The sequence below is a fragment of the Micromonospora citrea genome, from assembly GCF_900090315.1.
Taxonomy (GTDB): Bacteria; Actinomycetota; Actinomycetes; order Mycobacteriales; family Micromonosporaceae; genus Micromonospora; species Micromonospora citrea.
Genome location: NZ_FMHZ01000002.1, coordinates 252,893 through 273,620 on the forward strand (window position 1 = coordinate 252,893; position 20,728 = coordinate 273,620).

The following is a 20,728-nucleotide window of genomic DNA, read 5'->3' on the forward strand; positions in this document are numbered from 1 at the left end:
TCAGGTCCAGCTGACGCCACGCTTGCGGACGCTGCGCATGCGCTTCTCCTCTCCCGTCGGGGCGGCCCCGTGCCCGCCCGTGACCTCAGCGTCGACCGCCGCCCGCCTCGGCGGTAGTGCTCTGCGTGGTCGAGGTCGTTCGGCCTTGTTCGGCCGGAAGCTCGAACGCCGCCGACGTGGCGACGGACCGCCGTGGCCACAGCGGTGCGAGCGCGAGGACCGCCACCGCGCCCGACAGCCCGCTGAACCCGATCACCGTGGTGGCCGGCCACCGGTCCGCGGCCAGACCCGCCATGACCATCGCCGTTCCCTGCAGGCCGCTCAGACCGGTGATGGCCACCCCGAACGCGCGTCCCCGGTACTGCGTCGGCACGGCCCGACCGAACAACGCGTTCAGCGGGATGGCGAAGGCGCTCGCGGCGCCCGCCAGCACCAACAGCGCGAGGACCAGCCACAGTGGAGGAACGAGCCAGGTCACCGCCAGAACCCCGGCGGAGAACGCGGCCAGGGGCAGGATCAGTCGTGGCCGGGCCGCCGGCGGGCAGAGCCGGGTGAGGGCGATCCCGCCCAGGGCCATCCCCGTCGGCGCCGCCGCCAGCAACAGCCCGACGGTGCCGGCACCGCCGCCGTACTGTCGGGCCAGTGGCGCCATCAGCCCTTCGGCGGCGTAGGTGAAGGCGCTGGCGGTCCACAGGACGAGGACGTAGGCGCGCAGCCTGTAGTCGGCGAAGACCACCCGTAGGCCGGCCGCCCCGCCGTGACGGGCCGGGCCCCGCGGCGGCCGGGGCGCGGGGCGGGAACGAACACCGATCATGATCAGAAGGGCGGAGACGAGGAACGTGCCGGCGTCCACCAGCAGCGCCCCGCGCAGCGACAGCAGCGCCACCAGGCTCCCCCCGACGGCGAAGCCGAGCACCTGCACGACCTGGGCGGAAATGTTGTCCACGCCGTTGGCCACCGCGTAACGGTCACCGTCGAGCACTTCGGGCATCAACGCCGCCCGCGCGGCCACGAACGGCGGTCGCATCAGGTTGACCACGAGGAGCAGCCCCACCAGGGCGGGCGCGGGCAGGTCCGGCAGCGCCGCCGCCGGGACGAGCGCCGCGCGGGCGAGGTCGCACGCCACCAGGACCCGCCGCCGGGGGAACCGGTCGGCGAGGCCGGACAGCAGCGGCCCGCCCGTGAGCCAGGCGAGGTACGAACTGGCGTAGGCGGCTGCGGCCAGCGCGGCCGAGCCGGTACCGGTGTAGACGAGGTACGCCACGGTCACGGCCGTGAGCTGGTCACCCGCCAGGGAGAGCAGGTACGCCGCGAACAGGTAGCGGTACTCGCGCACCGCGAAGACCTCGGCGTACGTCGCGGCGCGCTCGGTCACTTCGCCCCCCGTCCCCTCCCACCGCCGGCTGCCCTCGGAGCACTGGGTCCAGAACGTATCCGTGCCGGCGCCGTCGGGGCCGCGGCCAGGCGTTCGGGGCCGTTCGGAACCGTTCGAGCCGGCTCGCACGGCCGGCGGGGCGGGCGCCGGAGGGACATCCTGGGGACTACCGGTCCGGGGGCCGACCCATCGGGCGCCGGTGCCGCCAGCGCGAGCCCACGCCGCGTCGTGCCCCGATCGACGCGTGCTCTCGCGGCACCACACCCCCGTGACCCGACCGTGTCGAATGCGCCGAATCGGCCTCACCGCCGCTGTGCTGTCTCCACGATGAGAACAAGGTCGGACTCGGAACTGAGAGGGGAAGTGCGGCATGACGCGTCGACGTAACAGGAGGGCGCCGCTGCTGCAGGCGGTAGCGATATCGCTGGCAGCGCTACTGGCGGGAGCGGCCGTCGTACGTGCCCGCCGCCGCGCCGGAGGTGACGCGACGGCCCGCGATCTTTCTGCCGTGCGGGACAGCGCTTTCGCCGATGCGGGCACAGGCGGGGCACCGGTGCCCGGCGACGCGGCCGGGCGGGACAAGCGAACGGTGTCGTCGGCAGCCGCTGCGCGGTGAGGACGGGAGCACCGCCCCGCGATCGGGCAGCCATCACCGACAGGCCGAGGACGCCACGTGTACGGAGCAGTGACCATGAGCGACGCAATCCTGGACACCGAACGCCACGGCGGCAGTGAGTACGCGGTTCTGTCACGTCAGATCCGGGGAGCGGGCCTGCTCGATCGGCGCCGTGGCTACTACGCGCTGCGCATCGGCGCCCTCGGCGCATGCTACGTCGGCACGTGGACGCTGTTCGGATGGCTCGGTGAGTCGTGGTGGCAGCTCGGCGTCGCGGCGGTCCTGGCGGTGGTCTTCGCGCAGGCCGGATTCATCGGTCACGACGCCGGCCACCGTCAGATCTTCCGCTCCCGCCGCGCGAACGACCTGGTCGGCCTCATCCACGGCAACCTCCTGCTCGGCATCAGCTACGGCTGGTGGGTGGACAAGCACAACCGCCACCACGCCCATCCGAACACCGAGGGCCGGGACCCGGACATCGTCGTCAGGCCGCTGTCGTTCACCGCGAGGCAGGCGCGACAGCAGCGTGGGCTCGGCGCGCTGGTGGTCCGGTATCAGGCGTACCTGTTCTTCCCGCTACTGCTGCTGGAGGGCCTGCACCTGCACGCCAACAGCGTCCGGGCGGTCCTCGGCCGGGGCGGGATCAAGCGACGCCCAGCGGAGGCCGCGCTGCTGGCCCTGCACACTGCCGGATACCTGGGGGCCGTGGTGCTCGTCCTGAGCCCGGTGCAGGCTGTCGCGTTCGTCCTCGTCAACCAGGGCTTGCTCGGTCTCTACCTGGGCAGCGCCTTCGCGCCCAACCACAAGGGCATGCCGATCCTCGGCGCCGACGATCGCGTCGACTACCTGCGACGCCAGGTCCTCACGTCCCGCAACGTGCGCGGCGGATGGTTCGTCGACGCCCTGCTCGGCGGCCTCAACTACCAGATCGAACATCACCTCTTCCCGAGCATGCCGCGCCCCAACCTGCGCCGTGCTCAACCACTGGTCCGTCGCTTCTGCGCCGAGCACGACATCAGCTACCACGAGACCACCCTGCTCCGGTCCTGGGCGCAGGCGCTGACGCACCTCGACGCGGTCGGTTCCGGTCGGTCGGCCGACAGCACCGGCCCGAGCTGAGGCGCCTGCTCGTCGCTTCGCTCCGACGCAGGTCCGGGAAGCCGTCGACCCGCTCGCGACGCACGCCGAAACCGTTCACCGAGCCTCGTGATCACGGGCTGGGACGCTTGAGCGGCGGGTTCACCACCACCGCCAGGAGCTCGGCTCCCGCGGCGGCCGGCTGCCCGCGCTTCGACCCGACCGACCACCGCGAACGCCACGCGGTCGAGTGCGGCATCAACCGCCTCAAGAGAAACCGCGCTGTCGCCACGGGCTACGACAAGCTCGCCGTCCGCTACGAGGCGACCGTACTGGTCGCAGCCGTGAACGAGTGGCTGTGACCAGCGCCATCGCAACGGCCCTCAGACGACGTCGAACTCGTTGCCCTCGGGGTCCTGCATGGCCGCGGCGTAGAGCCCCATGTCCGGCTCGTCCTTGATCCTCAGCACGGTGGCACCGGCCTCGACCAGCTGGTCCACCGCGGCCCTGACCCGCCGCGCGCGGACGTCCAGCGGGACGTCACGGCCGCCACCGACCTTCAGGTCGAAGTGCCACCGGTTCTTGGCGGTCTTCGGCTCCGGAACCTGCTGGAACCACAACCGCGGTCCGCGACCCGCCGGATCGACGATCGACTCCGGAATGTCGCCGGCCCCGGTCGGCAACTCCTCCGCGGGCACCCCCATCGCCTCCCAGTAGGCTCGCCACGTGGCGTGCCCGTCCGGCGCGGGCTCGGGCACATAGCCCAGGGCCTGGGCCCAGAACGCCACCATTCTCTGCGGATCGGAGCAGTCGATCGTCAACTGCACTGTCATCTCCATGCTCGGAGCTTCCCAGACAGGTCTGACAGACGATCCACTCTCGCAACCGGCCCGGTGGTGGGGGCGGGCGCCGCCGCGGGCGTGGTGGCGGTTGGCGGCGGCGATGTTGGTGACGCCGGCGAAAATTCCCGGAGCAAGCGTCATCCACACCTGGTATGGGTCATCCGCGCCGTCCGCGTAGCCGGTCGGCTTGCCTGGCCCAAGGAAGGTGATGTCCGGGTAGCCGCAGGTAGCTTTCGCCAGGGACAGCACCATGGCTGTAGCGCCCGCCGCTGCCAGCCGCCACCCAGGGATCCTGACCCGGGCTGACCTGGAGCCCACTGCCCAGGCGCGGTCTGCGGCGCGCGAGCGTCCCATGACCTCCCCCTGCACGGATTACGCCGTGCAGTCCCGCTCTTGGACCGGCTCCGCGTCCGTTGCCCGGCCGCCACGGTCGAGTTCGGCGCGCAGTTTCCCCGCGTCGGGGTGTCCCAGCCCGTCGAAGATGCGCAGCGCCTCCTGCCGGGACCGTCGCGCCAGGGCCGGCTCGCCCGTCAGGTCGTACGCGGCGGCGAGCTTGGCCAGGGTCTGCCCCTCGTTGTTGAGGTCGCCGGCCTCCTGGAACAGCTCCAGCGCCCGCCGGTAACCGGCCACCGCCTCCCTCGGCTCGCCCCGCCGCTGGTGGATGTAACCGAGGCTGTCCCAGGTGACCGCCTCGCCGAACCGGTCGCCCGCCTCCCGCAGCAGCGCCAACGCCGCCCGACAGTCGCGGAACGCCTGGTCCAGCTCGCCCAACTGCGCGTGCTGCCAGCCCACCGTGTTGAGGGCGTTGGCGGCCATCACCCGGTCGCCGAGCCGCTCGTACCGCCGCATGGCCTCCCGCGCGTGATGCAGCGCGTCGCGGAAACGGCCGTCACGCTCCGCCACCCAGGACAGGTTGCCGTGCACGTGCGCCGCCCCGGCGTCGTCGCCGTGGTGGTCGTAGAGCGCCAACGCCTGACGCAGGTGGCTGTCGGCCTCGGGGAGCCGGCGCAGCAGGCCGTAGGCACGGCCCAGGTTGCGCAGGGCGTGCGCCCGGGGCAGCGGACCAGCGTCGTGTTCCGTCGCGTCGAGTGCCGCGTGGTGCACCGCGACGTAGTCGGCCCAGTGTCCCTGCCGGTCGAAGTAGGTCACCAGCGCCCAGGCCAACTGCCAGCGGTGTGCGTCGAAACCGGCCGGCGTCGTCAGGACGAGCGCGACGAGCACGGGGTGCTCCGCCCCGAACCACCGCATCGCCTCCCGGGCGTCCGCCGGCGCCTCGGGGCGCGTCCCGGATCGGGGCGGCACCGGCGCGATCGCCTCCCGCCGGGGGTTCAACAACCGGTCCGCGGCCAGCGCGGTGTGCAGGTAGTGGTCCAGCATGCGGTGCGTCGCCGCCCGCCGCCCCTCGCCGTCACCGCTGCCGATCAGTTCGGCGGCGTACTCGCGCAGCAGGTCGTGCATGCCGAACCGGCCCGGGGAGGGCTCGTCGAGCAGGTGGGCGCGGGTGAGTGTGACGAGCGCCCGCCGGGCCGCCCCTTCGTCGAGGCCGGTCAGGCTCGCCGCGGCGGCCACCGAGACGTTCGGGCCGGGATGCAGGCCGAGCAGACGGAACACCCGCGCCGTGCCGGCGTCCAGCGTCCGGTAGGACACGGCAAGCACGGCACGCAGGTCGCTGCGGGGACCGCCGCCGTCGAACCGGTCGAGGCGGTGGTGCGCGCGCAGCTCGGCGGCAAGGGTCGACAGCGGGAACGAGGGTCGGCCGGCGGCCCGCGCCGCGACGACGGCCAGGGCCAACGGCAACCGGGCGGAGGCGGAGATGATGTCCTGCACCGCCCGCGGTTCCCGGCGCACCCGGTCCGCGCCGAGCCGCCGGGCCAGCATCTGGCACGCCTCCGCCGGCGAGAACAGGTCGAGCGGCACCGGCACCGCCCCCTGCGCGGCCACCAGCCCGGCGAGGTCGGCCCGGCTGGTGACGAGCGTGAAACAGGACGCCGCGCCGGGCAGCACCGGGCGTACCTGGTCGGCGTCGCGGGCGTTGTCCAGCACCACCAGCACCCGCCGGTCGGCCAGCAGGCTGCGGTAGAGGCCCACCTGCGCGTCCAGACCGACCGGTATCCGCCCGGCCGGCACCTGCAGTGCGTCGAGCAGGCCACGGACCGCCTCGGCCGCGGTCATGGCCGGACCCCCCGGGTCGAACCCCCGCAGGTCCACGTAGAGCTGCCCGTCGGGGAACCGCGCGTGCGCCCGGTGGGCCCACCGCACCGCCAGCGCCGTCTTGCCGACCCCGGCGGTGCCGGTGACCACGACGATCCGGGCCCCGGAGCCGGGGCGCGCGGCCGCGTCCAGGTCGGCGAGCTGTCTGGTGCGGCCCACGAAGCCCGGCAGCTCGGCGGGGAGCTGCCGGGGCACGGTGACCGGCGGCGCGGCGGACTGCGAATCGTCCCCGCGCAGCAGCAGCTGCTGCGCTCGTCGCAGCACCACACCCGGGTCGACACCGAGTTCGTCGGCGAGTCGGGCCCGGACGGCCGCGTAGACCTCCAGCGCCTCCGCGGTCCGGCCGCAGCCGTGCAGGGCGAGCATCAGCTGGGCGTGCAGCCGCTCCCGGAACGGTTCGGCCCGCACCGCCTGCCACAGCGGGCCGACCACCTCGGCGTGCCGGCCGGCGGCAAGCTCGGCGTCGTACCACTCCTCGGCCGCGCCGAGGCGGCGTTCCCGCAGCTCGGGGCCCCGGGCCGCGCGCATCGCCTCGGTCGTGCCGCCCAGCTCCGGCCCGGGCCACCGGGCCAGGGCCCGGCGCAGCAGGTCGGCCCGCGCGGCCGGGTCACCGGTCTCCCGCTGGGCGCTGGCCACCGCCTCGTCGAAGTCGTGCAGGTCGAGCTCGCCGGGCCGCACGGTGATCAGGTAGCCGGGCGGGCGACGGACGATGGTCGCCGGGCCCAGCCGCTGGCGTAGGCCCGACACGTACACCTGCACCTGGCCGCGAACCGTCGCCGGCCACTTCTCGCCCCAGGTGAGCGCGACGAGCTGTTCTTCCGGGACCACCCGGTTGGCGTTGAGCAGGAGCGCGGCGAGGATCGTGCGGGGTTTCGGCCCGCCCAGTGGCACCGGCACCCCATCGTCGTGGACCGTCACCGGCCCCAACAGGTGGTAACGCCGACCCCGGTTCCGGTCGTCCATGCCTCCACTATGAATTGCCGGCACTCGATCGGTGGTCCCCGTTCCGGTGCGGTGAGCCACACCGTCGCACCGGTAACCCGCATGCCCGTCACCAGTCATCCGATGGCCCCCGGCCGTTTATCGGCACGGGCGGCCGGGCCTGCCGGTCGAAGGGTTTTCGAAGCGCCCGTCCCTACCGTGACGCCGCCCCCGATCCACGCAGCCGCCAGGAGGTCACGGTGGACAGACAGGTACGAAGATGGGACTGGGCCGTCAGGTCCGGGCGTCCCGGCCAGGCCGGCCGCGTCATCGCGTCAGCGATGTGCGCCGTGCTGGCGGCCGGTCTCGGCGCGGCGGTGCAGGCCCGGCCGGCGCAGGCCGCGCCGGCGCAGGGACCGACGGCGCCGGCCGGCAAGCCCGACGGGCCGCTGCAACGGCCGGACGAGCCGGCGGCGCTGGCCACCGCGCGGCTCAGCGGCAAGCGGGTCCTGATCAGCGGCCGCACCACCGGGACCACCCAGTTCTGGGCGCTGCCCAGCGGCGCGGTCGAGGCGGAGATTAGCGCCGGACCGGTACGCGTGCGCGGCGGCGACGGCGACTGGGTCGACGTGAACACCACCCTGCGGCGCAACCCGGACGGCTCGGTGTCACCGACGGCACACCCGTACGGGCTGAAGCTGTCCGGGCCGGCCGGCACCGGCGAACACGAACTGATCCAGCTCGGCACCGGCGGGCAGCGGTCGAGCCTCGGCTGGTCCGGCCGGCTGCCCGAGCCGACCCTCGACGGCGCCACGGCCACCTACCCGGAGGTCCGTCCCGGGGTGGACCTGGTGGTGACGGCGACCCGCACCGGCTACGAGCAGACGCTCGTGGTCAAGAACCGGCAGGCTGCCGCCCAGGTCCGGCAGATCCGCATGCCCTGGCGCAGCGCCGGAACGGCGCGCGCGGCCGCGACGCGGGCCCGCCAACTGCCGGCGCTGATGTGGGACTCCCGGGTCGACCCGGCCTCCGGCGAACGCACCCGCCGCGCGGCCGTCGGCGTACGGCACGAGGGCACCGGCGCCAGCTCCGCGGTGGTGCTGACCCCCGACGCGAAGTTCCTCGCCGACCCGGCCACCACCTACCCGGTGGTCATCGACCCGTCGCAGAGCCTCGGCCCGAACTTCGACGCGTTCGTGCAGAACACCTACACCAGCGACCAGTCGACGGCGACGGAGCTGAAGCTGGGTACCCACGACGGCGGCTCCACCAAGGCCCGGTCGTTCCTGAGCTTCCACAACCTGTCCTGGCTGTGGGACAAGCGGGTCACCGCGGCGACCCTCAGCCTGTGGAACCACCACTCCTACTCCTGCTCCGCCCGATCGTGGGAGGCCTGGCAGGTCAACCCGGTCAACAACACCGCCCGGTGGACCGCACAGCCGGCCTGGCTGGCGAAGGCGGGCACCTCCACCGCGACCAAGGGGTTCAGCACCTCCTGCGGTGACGGCTGGGTCAGCGTGCCGGTGACCCTCGCCTTCCAGAAGACCGCCGAGGGACGCTGGCAGACCTCGAACATCGGTCTGCGCGCCACCAGCGAGACCGACAGCTACGGCTGGAAGCGGTTCCACTCCGCCGAAGGGGCGAACCCGCCCAAGGTCACGCTGACCTACGAGTCGAAGACCACGGTCACCACCCAGGCCACCGCGCCGTCGACCGTCTGCGCCACCGGCGCCGACCGGCCGTACATCGCCAGCCTGACCCCGCAACTGCGGGCCCAGGTCACCGCCGCCGCAGGGTCCTCCGTGCACGCCACCTTCGAGTGGCACGCCGTCGGCGGCGCGCTCATCGGGTCGGCGACCGAGGGGCCGGGCGCGTCCGGCTCGTGGCTGTCGACAAACGTCCCCGCCGGAGCGTTCGTCGAGGACGGCAGCTACGCGTGGCGGGTACGCGGCAGTGACGGCACCGAGGCCGGCGCCTGGTCGCCGTGGTGCGAGTTCACCGTCGACACGGTCGCCCCGACGGCGTCGCCCACCGTCTCCTCGACCGCCTACCCCGCCGGGCAGTGGGCCGGGGCCGCCGGCACCGCCGGCAGCTTCACCCTCGGCGCCGCCGGGGTGGCCGACGTCGCCGCCTACGAGTACGGGCTGGACACCAACCCGCCGAACCAGGTCGTCAACGCCGCCGCGCCGGGCGCCAACGTGACCCTGTCGCTGACCCCCGCCGCCGACGGCCCGCACACCCTCTACGTGCGCACCCGCGACCGGGCCGGCAACCGGTCACCCCTGCGCGCCTACGCCTTCTCGGTGGGCGGCGGCGCCGTGACCGGCCCGCGGACCGGCGACATCACCGCGGCGAAGACCGCGATCACCGGGGTCGGCCGGTCCACGGCCACCGGCGTGACGTACCAGTGGCGGCGCGCCGACACCGACGCGTGGGTCGACATCCCCACCGGCCACGTCACGGTCGCCGCCGGCGGCGCGGCGGTGACCTGGCCGCTGCCGACCAGCGGCGGCGGGGCGTTCCCGAAGCTGAACTGGGACGTGGCCGCCACCCTCGCCGGCGCGGACAACCAGGCGGTCCCCCGCGACGGTCCCCTGCAACTGCGCGGCAGCTTCGTCGGCGGCACCGCCGGCGCCTCCGGCGCGGTCCGGATCACCTTCGACCGGGACCAGGCCGCCGCAGCCACCGAGGAGATCGGGCCGGGCACCGTCAACCTCGTCACCGGCGACCTCTCCGTGACCGACACGGACGTCTCGGTGGACGCCTACGGCAGCGACCTCACCGTCGACCGCACCTACCACAGCCGGCGCTCCACCCAGACGGACGCCGCGGCGATGTTCGGACCCGGCTGGGTGTCCGGCGCCGCCGTCGAGGAGGCCGACGCGGCCTGGACCGGGCTGACCGTGTACGGCTCGCTCGTGCAGGTCGGCACCACCGACGGGGACACGGTCGGCTTCTCGCGGCGCACCGCCACCGCCTTCGACCCCGAGGTCGGGATGGAGTCGCTGAAGCTGACCCACACCGCCGCCACCGACACGTACACCCTGACCGACACCGACGGCACCGCCGTGACGTTCGCCCGGATCACCGGCTCCGCCGCCGGGCGGTACGTGCCCACCGCCACCCGCACTCCGGGCAGCGACCAGACCACCACCTGGAGCTGGGAGCGGGTGACCGTCGACGGGCGGGAGGTGCTGCGTCCGACCCGGATGCTCGCGCCGGTGCCAGACGGGGTCAACTGCGCGACGCTGACCCGCGGCTGCCGGGCGTTGGTGTTCCGCTACGCCACCGCCACCACCGCGACCGGCGGCGGTGAGGACGCCTGGGGCGACCACCTCGGCCGGGTCAAGGAGATCGCGTTCACCGCGTGGGACCCCGACCAGGCCACCCCGGCCATGCGGACCGTCGTGCTGGCCCGCTACGCCTACGACGACGCCGGCCGGCTGCGGGCCCGGTGGGACCCCCGACGTGACCGGACCGACGGCGGCGTCGTCCGCCACCAGTGGGAGACCTACAGCTACCACGCGGACGGGGTGCTCGCCACGATCACCCCGCCCGGGCAGGAGCCGTGGCGGTTCCGTTACACCACCGTCCCCGGTGACCCCGGCGCCGGTCGGCTGCACCAGGTGAGCCGCTCCGCGCTCACCGCCGGCACCGCCACCGACACGGTCGTCTACCGGGTGCCGGTCTCCGGCGGCGGCGCCCCGTACGACCTGTCGCCGGCCCAGACCGCCCGCTGGGGACAGGTCGAGGCGCCGACCGACGCCACGGCGCTCTTCCCCGCCGACCAGGTCCCCTCGGGCGACCCGGCGACCGGCGCCCTGCCGTCGAACTGGGAGCGCGCGTCGGTGACCTACCTGGACGCCAACGCCCGCGAGGTGAACACCGCCACCCCCGGCGGGCACGTCACCGCCAGTTGGCGGGACGCGCACGGCAACGTGACCCGTTCGCTGACCGCCGCCAACCGGGCCCGGGCGCTGGACGACGCGCCCGGCGACACCCCGGAGCGGGAGAGCAGCCTCGCCCTGGACCACTCCACCGAACAGGTCTGGTCCGACGACGGGCAGCGGCTGCTGTCCACCCTCGCCCCACGCCGTGAGGTGGTGCTTCCCAGCGGCGCCACCGTCCTCGGCCGGACCCTGACCCGCAACACCTACGACCAGGGCGCGCCGTCGACCGGCGGCCCGTACCACCTGGTCACCACCCGGGAGGACCTGGTCCGGCACTGGGGACCGGCCGGCGTGGAGGTGGACACCGACAAGCGGACGACCGGCACCGCCTACGACTGGTCGCTGCGCCAGCCGACGGCGACCACCACGGACCCGGGTGGGCTGGCCCTCACCGTGCGCACCAGCTACGACCCGGGCACCGCCGTGGAGACCTCGAGCACCACGGCGGCCGGCGGCACCTCGACAAACACCCCGGCCACCCGCCGGACGGTCCTCTACCGGGCCACCGCCGGATCGGGACACGCCGAGTGCGACCTGCGGCCGGAGTGGGCGAACCTGCCCTGCCTGGTGCAGCCGGGCGGGCAGCCGGCCGGCGGGCCGGAGCTGCCGTCGACGGTGACCACCTACGACATGTTCCACCAGCCGCGCGTGGTCACCGACCGCACCAGCGCCGGGGTGTTGCGGACCACCACCATCGGGTACGACGGGGCGGGCCGCGAGCACGAGACGACGGTGACCGGTGCGGCCGGCTCCGGTGCCGGCGTGCCGACCGAACGCAAGGTGTACGACCCGGCCACCGGGCTGCTGGTGCGGACCCAGTCGGTCAGCGGCGGCGCGGTCGTGGCCGAGATCGTGCGCGGCTACGACACGCTGGGCCGGCTGACGTCGTACACCGACGCCGACGGCAACGTCTCGACCACCACGTACGACCTGCGCGGCCGGGTGGCGACCAGCACCGACGGGCGGGGTACGCGGGTGCACACCTACGACGGGGGCACCGAACGGCGGGGCCTGCTCACCTCCGTGCACGACAGCCAGGCCGGCCTGTTCACCGGCCGCTACGACGCGGACGGCACGCTGGTCGCCGAGAACTGGCCCAACGGGGTCCAGGTGACCCGGCAGCTCGACGCGAGCGGTGAACCCGTCGCGCTCGCGTACACCCGGCCGGGCTGCGCGGCCACCGACTGCACCCTGTTCCGCGAGTCGGTGGACCGCTCCGCCCACGGCCAGGCCCGGGAGATCGTGAACACGCTGTCGCACCGGTCGTACCGCTACGACCAGGTCGGCCGGCTCACCCAGGCCCAGGTCGTCGCGGAGGACGCCTGCACCACCCGGACGTACGCCTTCGACGCGGCCAGCAACCGCCGGTCGAGCACCGAGTACGGCCCGGCCGAGGACGGCGGCTGCCAGGCCACCAGCCCGGCGGCGACCCGGACGTGGAGCTACGACACCGCGGATCGGGCCAGCACCACCGGGTACGCCTACGACACGCTGGGCCGTACGACGAGCGTGCCCGCCGTCGACACCGGGAACCCGGCCGGCGGGGCGGTCACCGTCGGCTACCACGTCACCGACCTGGTGGACACGATCACCCAGGGTGGGCGGAGCACCGACTACCGGCTCGACGTGGACGGCGAGCGGATCCGTTCGTGGACCGACACGGCGGGCGGCGCGACGGTCACCGCCGTGCACCACTACGACGGCGACGAGGACACGCCGGCCTGGACGCAGGAGAACGCCACCGACCACACCCGGCCGGTGGCCGGGCTGGCGGAGCTGGCCGGGATCTGGCACAGCGCCGCCGGCACGGTGGACTGGCAGCTGACCAACCTGCACGGCGACGTGGTCGCCACCATCCACGGCGACGACGCGGGCCTGACCACGGCCGGTGAGGCCACCGAGTACGGCGTCCCCGCCGACGGTGCCGGCGAGCGCCGGTACGGCTGGCTCGGCGGCAAGCTCCGCGCCGCGGACGCCCCGTCCGGGCTGGTGCTGATGGGGGTCCGGCTCTACAACACCGCCACCGGCCGCTTCCTTCAGGTCGACCCCGTCTACGGGGGCAGCTGCGGCCGCTACGAGTACACCTGCGCGGACCCGGCCAACAAGCTGGACCTGGACGGCAAGCGCATCTGCGTGTGGAAGTGGTGCTGGAACCGCAGCGGCGGCTCGGGCCGGGCCCGGTGGTGCGGCACCTGCTGGCTCAACTCGGGCGCGAAGAAGTTCTACCGGTTCACCAAGAAGTGGACGAACCGCGGCAAGCGCTACGGCAGGGCGTGCGCCTACGGCGCGTTCGGCGGGGTCGTCACGGACACCATCAAGAACCGCAAGGCGTTCCGGGGCAAGTGGCGGGCCTGGGGCTACGCCGGCTGCTTCGCGTACTCGTACACGAAGTGGTCACGCGGCCGGTGGTGACGGCCGGCTGACACCGGCGGGCCGGGCCCGGTACGTCCGGGCCCGGCCCGCGCTGCCGCGGGCGAACGCCCGCCGGCCACGCACCGGCCCGCGCCCGGCGGCCGGTCGACGAACGGAAGTGAGATCGATGCCCATCCCGAACCGGCTGCGGGGAATCACGACCGCGCTGGCGCTGCTCATCGCCTGGGCGGTCGTGACGCCCTCGGCTCCGGCGGTCGCCGCCGCCTCCGAGGGGCAGGCCGTCCTGTCCCCCGGCACCCACGGCTACACCTGCTACCGGATTCCGGCGCTCGTCCGGGCCACCGACGGCACCCTGGTGCTCTTCGCCGAGGGCCGCAAGCCGGACTGCTCGGACACCGGCGCCCACGACGTGGTGCTCGTCCGTTCCCGGGACAACGGCCGGACCTGGTCGACGCCGACGGTCGTGCACGCCGGCAGGACCGCCACCGCGCACAACCCGGTGCCCGTGGTCGACGCCCGCACCGGACGGATCAGCCTCGTCACCACCCGGGGATACCGGACGGTGTGGGTGCAGCACAGCGACGACCACGGAGCCACCTGGACCGCGCCCAGGGAGATCACCACGTCGGTGAAGCAGCCGGGCTGGTCCGGGTACGCCGCCGGCCCAGGACACGGCATCCAGACGACGAGGGGGCCACACGCCGGCCGGCTCGTGATCGGCACCAACTACTCCGTCGCCGCCGACGGGCGCCGGGGCGGTGCCCTGATCCTCAGCGACGACGGCGGCGCCACCTGGCAACTCGGTGCCGCCGACCACAGCGCCGATCCCGACCTGCGGGTGCAGGAGCTGTCCGTGTTCGAACGCCCCGACGGCTCGCTCTTCGCCTTCGCCCGCGACGAGAACGGCGCGAACCCGGCCACGGTGGCCTCGGCGGTCTCCACCGACGGTGGGCTGACCTTCTCGGTGCCGTTCCACGCCGGCGCCGCCGAGGCCGGCCTCGCGGTGCCCACCGTGCAGGCGTCCACCCTGGAGCTGCGCGCCACGGACCGGGGCGACCGGTACAACCGGGTGCTGCTGTCGGCGCCCAGCCGGCAGGGCGAGACCCGGGAACGGCTGACCGTGCGGAGCACGTACAAGGGCGGGACCGAGTGGGTCGACCCGGCTGGCGGCACGGTGGTCTACTCCGGGATGGCCGCCTACAGCGACATGACCCTCGTCGACCGGAACACGGTGGGTCTGGCGTACGAACGGGCCCGGTCCTGGTCACACGGGTACATCTGGTTCACCACCTTCACGGAGGCCGACCTGGGTCTGCCCGACGCCGCGTCGGCCGGCAGGCCCACCACCGGGGACCTCTCCCCCGCCGGCCTCGACGCTTACCTGCACGGTGGAGCGACCCGGGTGCCGGGTCGGTTCGGCGGCGCAGTCAACCTCGACGGCGTCGACGACCACGTCCGGCTGCCGTTCGCGGAGTCCCTCGCAGTCGGCGGCGGCGACTTCACCTGGACCGGCTGGTTCCGGTACGGCGCCAGCGACAGCACCCAGGCGTTGTTGTGGGCCTACAACCAGGGGGAGGTCTACTCGCAGTTGTGGCTGCGGGCCGAGCCCGCGAACGGCCGGCTGCGGGCCTGGGCGCAGAGCGGCCAGACGAGCGCGACCCTCACCTCCACCCGGGCCTGGGCCGATCAGGCCTGGCACCACTTCGCGCTGCGCCGCTCCGCCGCCACCCTGACCCTCCACGTCGACGGCGTCGCCGTCGGCTCGGCCGACGTGGCCGGGCTCGGCTCGGTCAGCCCGAAGCGGCCGTTCCAGATCCACCTGGGGCAGCGGCTCGACGGCGCGCAGCGGCTCCGGGGCGCCCTCGACGAGGTGCGCCTCTACGACCGGGCACTGAGCCCGACCGAGATCAGCGCGCTGTACACCTCGAACAGCGCGCTGACCGACGGGCTGCGCATCCGGCTACCCATGGACACGATCCAGCAGCCGTAGCAGGGAGGCCGGTGACGGCGCGTCCACCACCGTCGTGGCGGTGACGCGCCACCGTCCACGGGGTCGGGTGGGGCGTCGATGCTCCGGGGTGACCGCCGCGTGGCCGGCCCCCGCCGTCCCGGTGCCGTCACCCGCGACACGCGCGTCGCGGGTGACGGCACGACGTCGTTGTCGTCGGCAACGGTGCGCGTGCACGAACGCTCCAGCCGCCCGGTCGAGACGGGCGCCCCGGAGGCACGTGCGCGCTGCCACCCGCGGTGACGGCGGGCGCGGCGGCGTCGACGGCCGTACAGTGGGCACGGTCCTCGCGCACCGCCCCGGCAGCCCTGCTGTGCCCGGGCACGGCCTGTCCGACCGGAAGGAGCACAGTGAACCGACGAGTCCGCACCGCGCTCGCCGCGGCCCTGACCGCCACCCTGCTGACCAGCGTCGTCACCGCGCCGGCCCAGGCTCACGGCCGAGCCACGCCCGCCGTGATCTCGCTGCCCGACGGTTTCCAGCCGGAGGGCATCGCCACCGCCGGCAGATACGCCTACTTCGGCTCCCGCGCCACCGGCACCATCTACCGCGCCGACCTGGTCGACGGCGGCGGCACGGTGCTCAGCCCGGCCACCGGCACTCCGTCGCTCGGCCTCAAGGTGGACCCGCGCGGCCGGCTCTTCGTCGCGGGCGGCACGGCCGGCGATGCCCGGGTCATCGACACCCGCACCGGCGACGTCCTGGCCCGCTACCAGTTCGCCACCTCCCCGACCTTCGTCAACGACGTGGTCCTCACCGAGCGGGCCGCGTACTTCACGGACTCGAACAGGCCGGTGCTCTACCGCCTGCCGCTCGGCCGTGGCGGCGGGCTGCCGGCCGCCGACGGTTTCACCACGATCCCGTTGACCGGCGCGTTCCGGCAGACCGGCACCGGCGTGAACCTCAACGGCGTCGTCCGCACGCCTGACCGCACGGCGCTGCTGGTCGTCCAGTCCAACACCGGCCGGCTCTTCCGTGTCGATCCGGCCACCGGCGTCACCACCGACGTCGACGTCCCCGGCTACACGTTCACCAACGGCGACGGGCTGCTGCTGGTCGGCCACACCCTCTACGTCGTTCAGAACCGCCTCGACACGATCGCCGTGGTGAGCCTCGACCACGCCGGTACCACCGGCGTCGTGACCGCGACGATCACCGACCCGCGCTTCGACGTGCCGACGACGGTCGCCAGGGCGCTCGGGCGGCTCTACCTGCCCAACGCGCGCTTCACCACGGCTCCGACCCCGACCACCCCGTACACCGTGGTCGCGGTCCGTCCGTACTGACAGCGAGGTCGAAGTACCCGGCAACACCGTCAGATCCACACTCGCCAGGCATGAACGATGGGCTACCGGCTCGTGTCTCGTGCCGCTGCAGAAGCGGCGGACATGAGCGGCTCCGCGCTCGACCGGCTTCCCACCTGTCGCGCTCTGCCGGGGATGAGGAGTGCGACGGCGAGGCCGATGGCGATGATGACGGTGATGCCGGTCATCGCGGTCGTTGATGTCGCTCCGCCGAGCGCCGAGGTGAGATTGATGAGGACGGCGAGGCCGATCGCTCCGCCGAGCTGCTGACCGGCGGTGGCCATGCCACTGGCCGTTCCCTGCTCGGCCTCGGGGGTGCCGGTGGTGGCGGTGGCGAACATCGTGGTGAACACGATGCCCTGCCCGAGGCTGAAGAACGCCGCGAGGACGAACACGGTGATCCAGCTTGTGTTGTCGCCGACGAGGAGCGCGAAGGCGCCGACCCCGACGAGACCGATGGCCTGTCCCGTGACCATCGCCGCACGGAGGCCGGCCTTGGTGGCGAGGCGTCCGCCGATGTTGGTGCCGATGAGCACGCCCACGCATGGGATGACGAAGGCGAGTCCGGTGATGAGCGGGCTCAGGCCGCGGGTCTGCTGGAAGTACAGGGTCAGGAAGTAGGCGGTGGCACCGAACCCGGCCATGAACAGAAATGTCGATCCGGTACCCGTGGCCAGATGCCGGTTGGTGAAGCGGCGGATGTCCAGCAGCGGGTCGCGAGTGCGGCCCTCGACGATCAGCAACGCGACGGCAGCGACGATACCGGCGGCAAGGGCGCTCAACGTCGCGGGCGCACCCCACCCGTTCTCTGCGGCGAAGGTGAAGCCCATCACGATCAGGATCGCCGCCGCTGTCGTGAGGATCGCGCCGGGGACGTCGAGGCGACGGAGTGCGGGGCGTGCCTCGTCGAGCGGCACCGCGCGCAGCGCGAGGACGAGGACGACCAGGACGAGGGGAATGTTGATCGCGAAGACCGACCGCCACCCGAGCGCGTCGGTGAGTACCCCGCCGAGGATGGAGCCGAGCACCATGCCGGAGGAGCCGGCAGCGCCCCAGATGCCCAGAGCCTTGTTGCGGGCCGCGCCCTCTGCGAAGCCGACGCTCAGCAGTGCCAGCGTCGACGGTGCCAGCGCCGCACCGCCGAGCCCTTGGATGCCGCGGCCGAGGATGAGCATCCACTCCGCGGCCGCGACCGCGCCCAGGACCGAGCCGACGGCGAACAGGGCAAGGCCGGCGAAGAACATGCGTCGTCTGCCGATCGCGTCAGTGAGTCTGCCGCACAGCAGCAGGAACCCGCCAAAGACGATCGCGTAGGCGCTGACGACCCACTGCAGCGTCTCGGGTGAGAACCCGAGACCGGCGATCTCGGGCAACGCGACGAAGACGATGTTGTAATCCAGGCCGATCAGCAGTTGTGCTGTGGCGAGCGCGGCCAGGAGCAGTGCCCCGGTGGCGCTGCGCCGTCGTGGAGTAGTCATGGGACATCCTTCAAGTAGTCCGAGTTGCGATGTTCCGAGTTGGAACTATGTGCTCCGAACTAGAACTATCACAACTCGGAGCACTTGAGGTACCCTGGCGTCATGAGTGCTTCGGTGGGCGGCGCGGAGTTGTGCGGGCTTGTGGCGCGCCTGAACCAGCGCATGGACTCGCACGTCCGAGGTGTCGCAGACGCGCTGGGGATCACGGCATCGCAGGCGATCGCGCTGCGCGAGATGTCGGAGCCGATCACGCTGACGGAGCTCGCCGATCGCATGAGCTGCGAGGCGTCGAACGCCGGCTACGTGATTGATCGCATGGAGAAGCAGGGGCTGGTGCGGCGACAGCCCCACCCCACGGATCGCCGAGCAAAGATCCTCACCCTCACCGAGGACGGGCAAGGATGCCGCAGCAACGTGCTCGACGCCCTCTCACGCGAAGCGCCGATCGATGTGCTCTCCGACGACGAGCAGCGCGCTCTTGCGGAACTCCTGCGCAAGGCCACGTCCTGACCAGAAGCCGAACGCACAGAGGGTTGACCCTGATCCTGGACATGGGGTTTGTGCGGCCGGGAACGGCGAGGGGCCTCGGCCCGACGTGTGCGCAGGTGCTCGCGGTAGGGGCCGACGAGGCTGGCCCGCTACCTGGGGACGCGGAGCATCGCTCGGGTCGGTCGGCTCGCGCGTAGCGTTCGACGGTGTTCAGGGCCAACTGCAGGCGGCGGGCACACTCCAGCCGGCCCACGCCCTGGTTGAGCAGGCTGTGGGCCTGGTGCCAGCATCGCAGGGTCGTCCGCGCGAGGTCCTTGACGCCCCCGGCCACGTGCCGGATCAGGCGAGGCCGGCCGCTGCCCCGCGCCGCCCCGGCTCAGGCGACCACGGTGGTCAGCCGGCTGTCCGGCGCCGCCACCCGGACGGCCTCCGCGGCCGGGTCGTCGGCCTGGGTGTGCGAGCGCCGTTCCGCCTCCACCCGGGCCAGGTACGCCTCGACCTCCGCACGCCTGCGCCGCTCGTCCCAGCCCAGCACGTCCGCGACGATGTCGGCGACCGCCTCGGCCGTCTCGGTGCCCCGGTGGCTCTCCTCGATGGAGATGCGCGACCGGCGGGTGAGCAGGTCGTCGAGGTGCAGGGCGGACTCGTGGGTGGCGGCGTAGCGGAACTCCGCCCGCAGGTAACGCTCGGCGCCGGGCGTGGGCAGCAGCAGCGACGGGTCGTCCTCGCCGGGGGCCAGCACCTCACCGATCAGTGAGCCGTACCGGCCCAGCAGGTGGCGGACGGTCCAGGTGGGCAGGCCGTAGCGTTGTGCGAGCAAGGAGACCTGGTTGCGCAGCGCCGGGTAGCCCTCGGCACCGAGCAGGGAGATCCGGTCGGTGACCGTGCGGGGCAGCGGCCGGTCGAGGTCGACGGCGGCCGCGTCGACGGCGTCGGCGGCCATCACCCGGTAGGTGGTGTACTTGCCGCCGGCCACGGAGAGCATTCCGGGCTGGGTGCGGGTGACGACGTGCTCCCGCGACAGCTTGGTCGTGTCGTCGGTGCCGCCGGCCAGCAGCGGTCGCAGGCCGGCGTAGACGCCCTCGATGTCGTCGCGGGTCAGCGGGGTGGCCAGCACGTCGTTGACCTGGTCGAGCAGGTAGGTGATGTCCGCCTCGGTGGCGGTCGGGTGGGCCTTGCCCAGCTCCCAGGTGGTGTCGGTGGTGCCGACGATCCAGTGTGCCCCCCAGGGGATCACGAACAGCACCGACCGTTCGGTACGCAGGATCAGGCCGGTCGTGGAGTGGATCCGGTCCCGGGGCACCACCAGGTGCACCCCCTTGGAGGCGTGCACGTTGTACTGCCCGCGCTGGCCGGCGAGCCGGTGCAGTTCGTCGGTCCACACCCCGGCGCAGTTGATGACGACCGTCGCCGCCACGTCGGTGTGCGCGCCGGTCTCCACGTCGCGGACCCGCGCGCCGATGATGCGGTCACCGGTGCGTCGGAACTCGACGACCTCGGCGGAGTTGAGCACCGTCGCGCCGTAGGTGGCCGCGGTGCGGGCCACGGTCATGGTGTGCCGGGCGTCGTCGACCTGCGCGTCGAAGTAGCGGATCGCACCGACCAGGGCGTCCGGGCGCAGCGACGGGCAGAGCCGCCGGGCGGCGCTACGGGACAGCTGCTGGTGGCGAGGCACCGAACGCTTGCCGGCCATCGTGTCGTAGAGGGTCAGCCCGGCGGTGACGTACGGGCGTTCCCACATCCGGTGACGCAGCGGATAGAGGAACGACACCGGTCGGACCAGGTGCGGGGCGATCCGGGTGAGCATCAGCTCTCGTTCCCGTAGTGCCTCCTTGACCAGCCCGAAGTTGAGCTGTTCCAGGTAGCGCAGTCCCCCGTGGAAGAGCTTGCTGGACCGGGAGGAGGTGCCGGCGGCGAAGTCGCGGGCCTCCACCAGGGCCACCCGCAGCCCGCGGGTGGCGGCGTCGAGGGCGACGCCGGTGCCCGTGACGCCGCCGCCGACCACCAGGATGTCGAACTGCTCGGACCCGAGTCGCCGCCAGTTCTCGGCGCGTTCCGACGGTCCCAGCCTCGTTGGGTTGATC

10 protein-coding genes and 2 pseudogenes are annotated in these 20,728 nt (G+C 73.3%); 6 read left to right on the forward strand and 6 right to left on the reverse strand.

Translation table 11 applies throughout. The annotated features are described in order from the left end of the window. Nucleotides 1–85: 85 nt before the first annotated feature. Nucleotides 86–1,375 (reverse strand): MFS transporter, encoded by a 1,290-nt coding sequence (locus GA0070606_RS01490; protein ID WP_176737188.1) that lies wholly within the window; start codon nucleotides 1,373–1,375, stop codon nucleotides 86–88. A 691-nt stretch (nucleotides 1,376–2,066) separates the two neighbouring features. Here GA0070606_RS01490 and GA0070606_RS01495 point away from each other — a divergent pair. Next, nucleotides 2,067–3,110 carry a fatty acid desaturase family protein gene (locus tag GA0070606_RS01495; protein WP_091094699.1) on the forward strand — a complete coding sequence of 348 codons (1,044 nt, stop codon included), beginning with the start codon at nucleotides 2,067–2,069 and terminating at the stop codon, nucleotides 3,108–3,110. A 127-nt stretch (nucleotides 3,111–3,237) separates the two neighbouring features. Further along, nucleotides 3,238–3,430 (forward strand): annotated as a pseudogene (locus GA0070606_RS01500) (IS5 family transposase); the annotation flags it as partial. 21 nt (nucleotides 3,431–3,451) lie between these two features. On the opposite strand, the gene GA0070606_RS33090 reads toward GA0070606_RS01500, so the two are convergent. After that, nucleotides 3,452–4,162 (reverse strand): VOC family protein, encoded by a 711-nt coding sequence (locus tag GA0070606_RS33090; RefSeq protein ID WP_245724532.1) that lies wholly within the window; start codon nucleotides 4,160–4,162, stop codon nucleotides 3,452–3,454. Between the two features lie 120 nt (nucleotides 4,163–4,282). Then, the gene (locus GA0070606_RS01510) at nucleotides 4,283–7,084 is read right to left on the reverse strand and encodes an AfsR/SARP family transcriptional regulator (protein ID WP_091094701.1); all 2,802 of its coding nucleotides are present in this window, start codon (nucleotides 7,082–7,084) and stop codon (nucleotides 4,283–4,285) included. Nucleotides 7,085–7,383: 299 nt separating this feature from the next. On the opposite strand from GA0070606_RS01510, the gene GA0070606_RS01515 reads away from it, so the two are divergent. The 3 genes from GA0070606_RS01515 to GA0070606_RS01525 all read left to right on the forward strand — a co-directional run bounded on the left by GA0070606_RS01515 (nucleotide 7,384) and on the right by GA0070606_RS01525 (nucleotide 16,659). Next, the gene (locus tag GA0070606_RS01515; protein WP_091094702.1) at nucleotides 7,384–13,404 is read left to right on the forward strand and encodes a DNRLRE domain-containing protein; all 6,021 of its coding nucleotides are present in this window, start codon (nucleotides 7,384–7,386) and stop codon (nucleotides 13,402–13,404) included. Nucleotides 13,405–13,531: 127 nt separating this feature from the next. Then, nucleotides 13,532–15,355 carry a sialidase family protein gene (locus tag GA0070606_RS01520; RefSeq protein ID WP_091094703.1) on the forward strand — a complete coding sequence of 608 codons (1,824 nt, stop codon included), beginning with the start codon at nucleotides 13,532–13,534 and terminating at the stop codon, nucleotides 15,353–15,355. Nucleotides 15,356–15,723: 368 nt separating this feature from the next. Further along, on the forward strand, nucleotides 15,724–16,659 hold the full coding sequence (locus tag GA0070606_RS01525; RefSeq protein ID WP_091094704.1) for an SMP-30/gluconolactonase/LRE family protein: 936 nt from the start codon (nucleotides 15,724–15,726) through the stop codon (nucleotides 16,657–16,659). Between the two features lie 62 nt (nucleotides 16,660–16,721). On the opposite strand, the gene GA0070606_RS01530 is transcribed toward GA0070606_RS01525, so the two are convergent. Beyond that, entirely contained in the window at nucleotides 16,722–18,155 is a 1,434-nt protein-coding gene (locus tag GA0070606_RS01530; RefSeq protein ID WP_091094705.1) for an MFS transporter, read from the reverse strand. 102 nt (nucleotides 18,156–18,257) lie between these two features. Here GA0070606_RS01530 and GA0070606_RS01535 point away from each other — a divergent pair, with 102 nt between their 5' ends. Then, a complete protein-coding gene (locus tag GA0070606_RS01535) occupies nucleotides 18,258–18,665 on the forward strand; it encodes a MarR family winged helix-turn-helix transcriptional regulator (protein WP_091094706.1) in 408 nt (135 codons plus the stop codon). A 68-nt stretch (nucleotides 18,666–18,733) separates the two neighbouring features. Here GA0070606_RS01535 and GA0070606_RS31800 read toward each other — a convergent pair. Together GA0070606_RS31800 and GA0070606_RS01540 are read right to left on the reverse strand one after the other, a co-directional pair. Next, nucleotides 18,734–18,951 (reverse strand): annotated as a pseudogene (locus GA0070606_RS31800) (ISL3 family transposase); the annotation flags it as partial. Between the two features lie 69 nt (nucleotides 18,952–19,020). Next, the gene (locus tag GA0070606_RS01540; RefSeq protein ID WP_425413078.1) at nucleotides 19,021–20,727 is read right to left on the reverse strand and encodes a glycerol-3-phosphate dehydrogenase/oxidase; all 1,707 of its coding nucleotides are present in this window, start codon (nucleotides 20,725–20,727) and stop codon (nucleotides 19,021–19,023) included. Nucleotide 20,728: the final 1 nt, after the last annotated feature.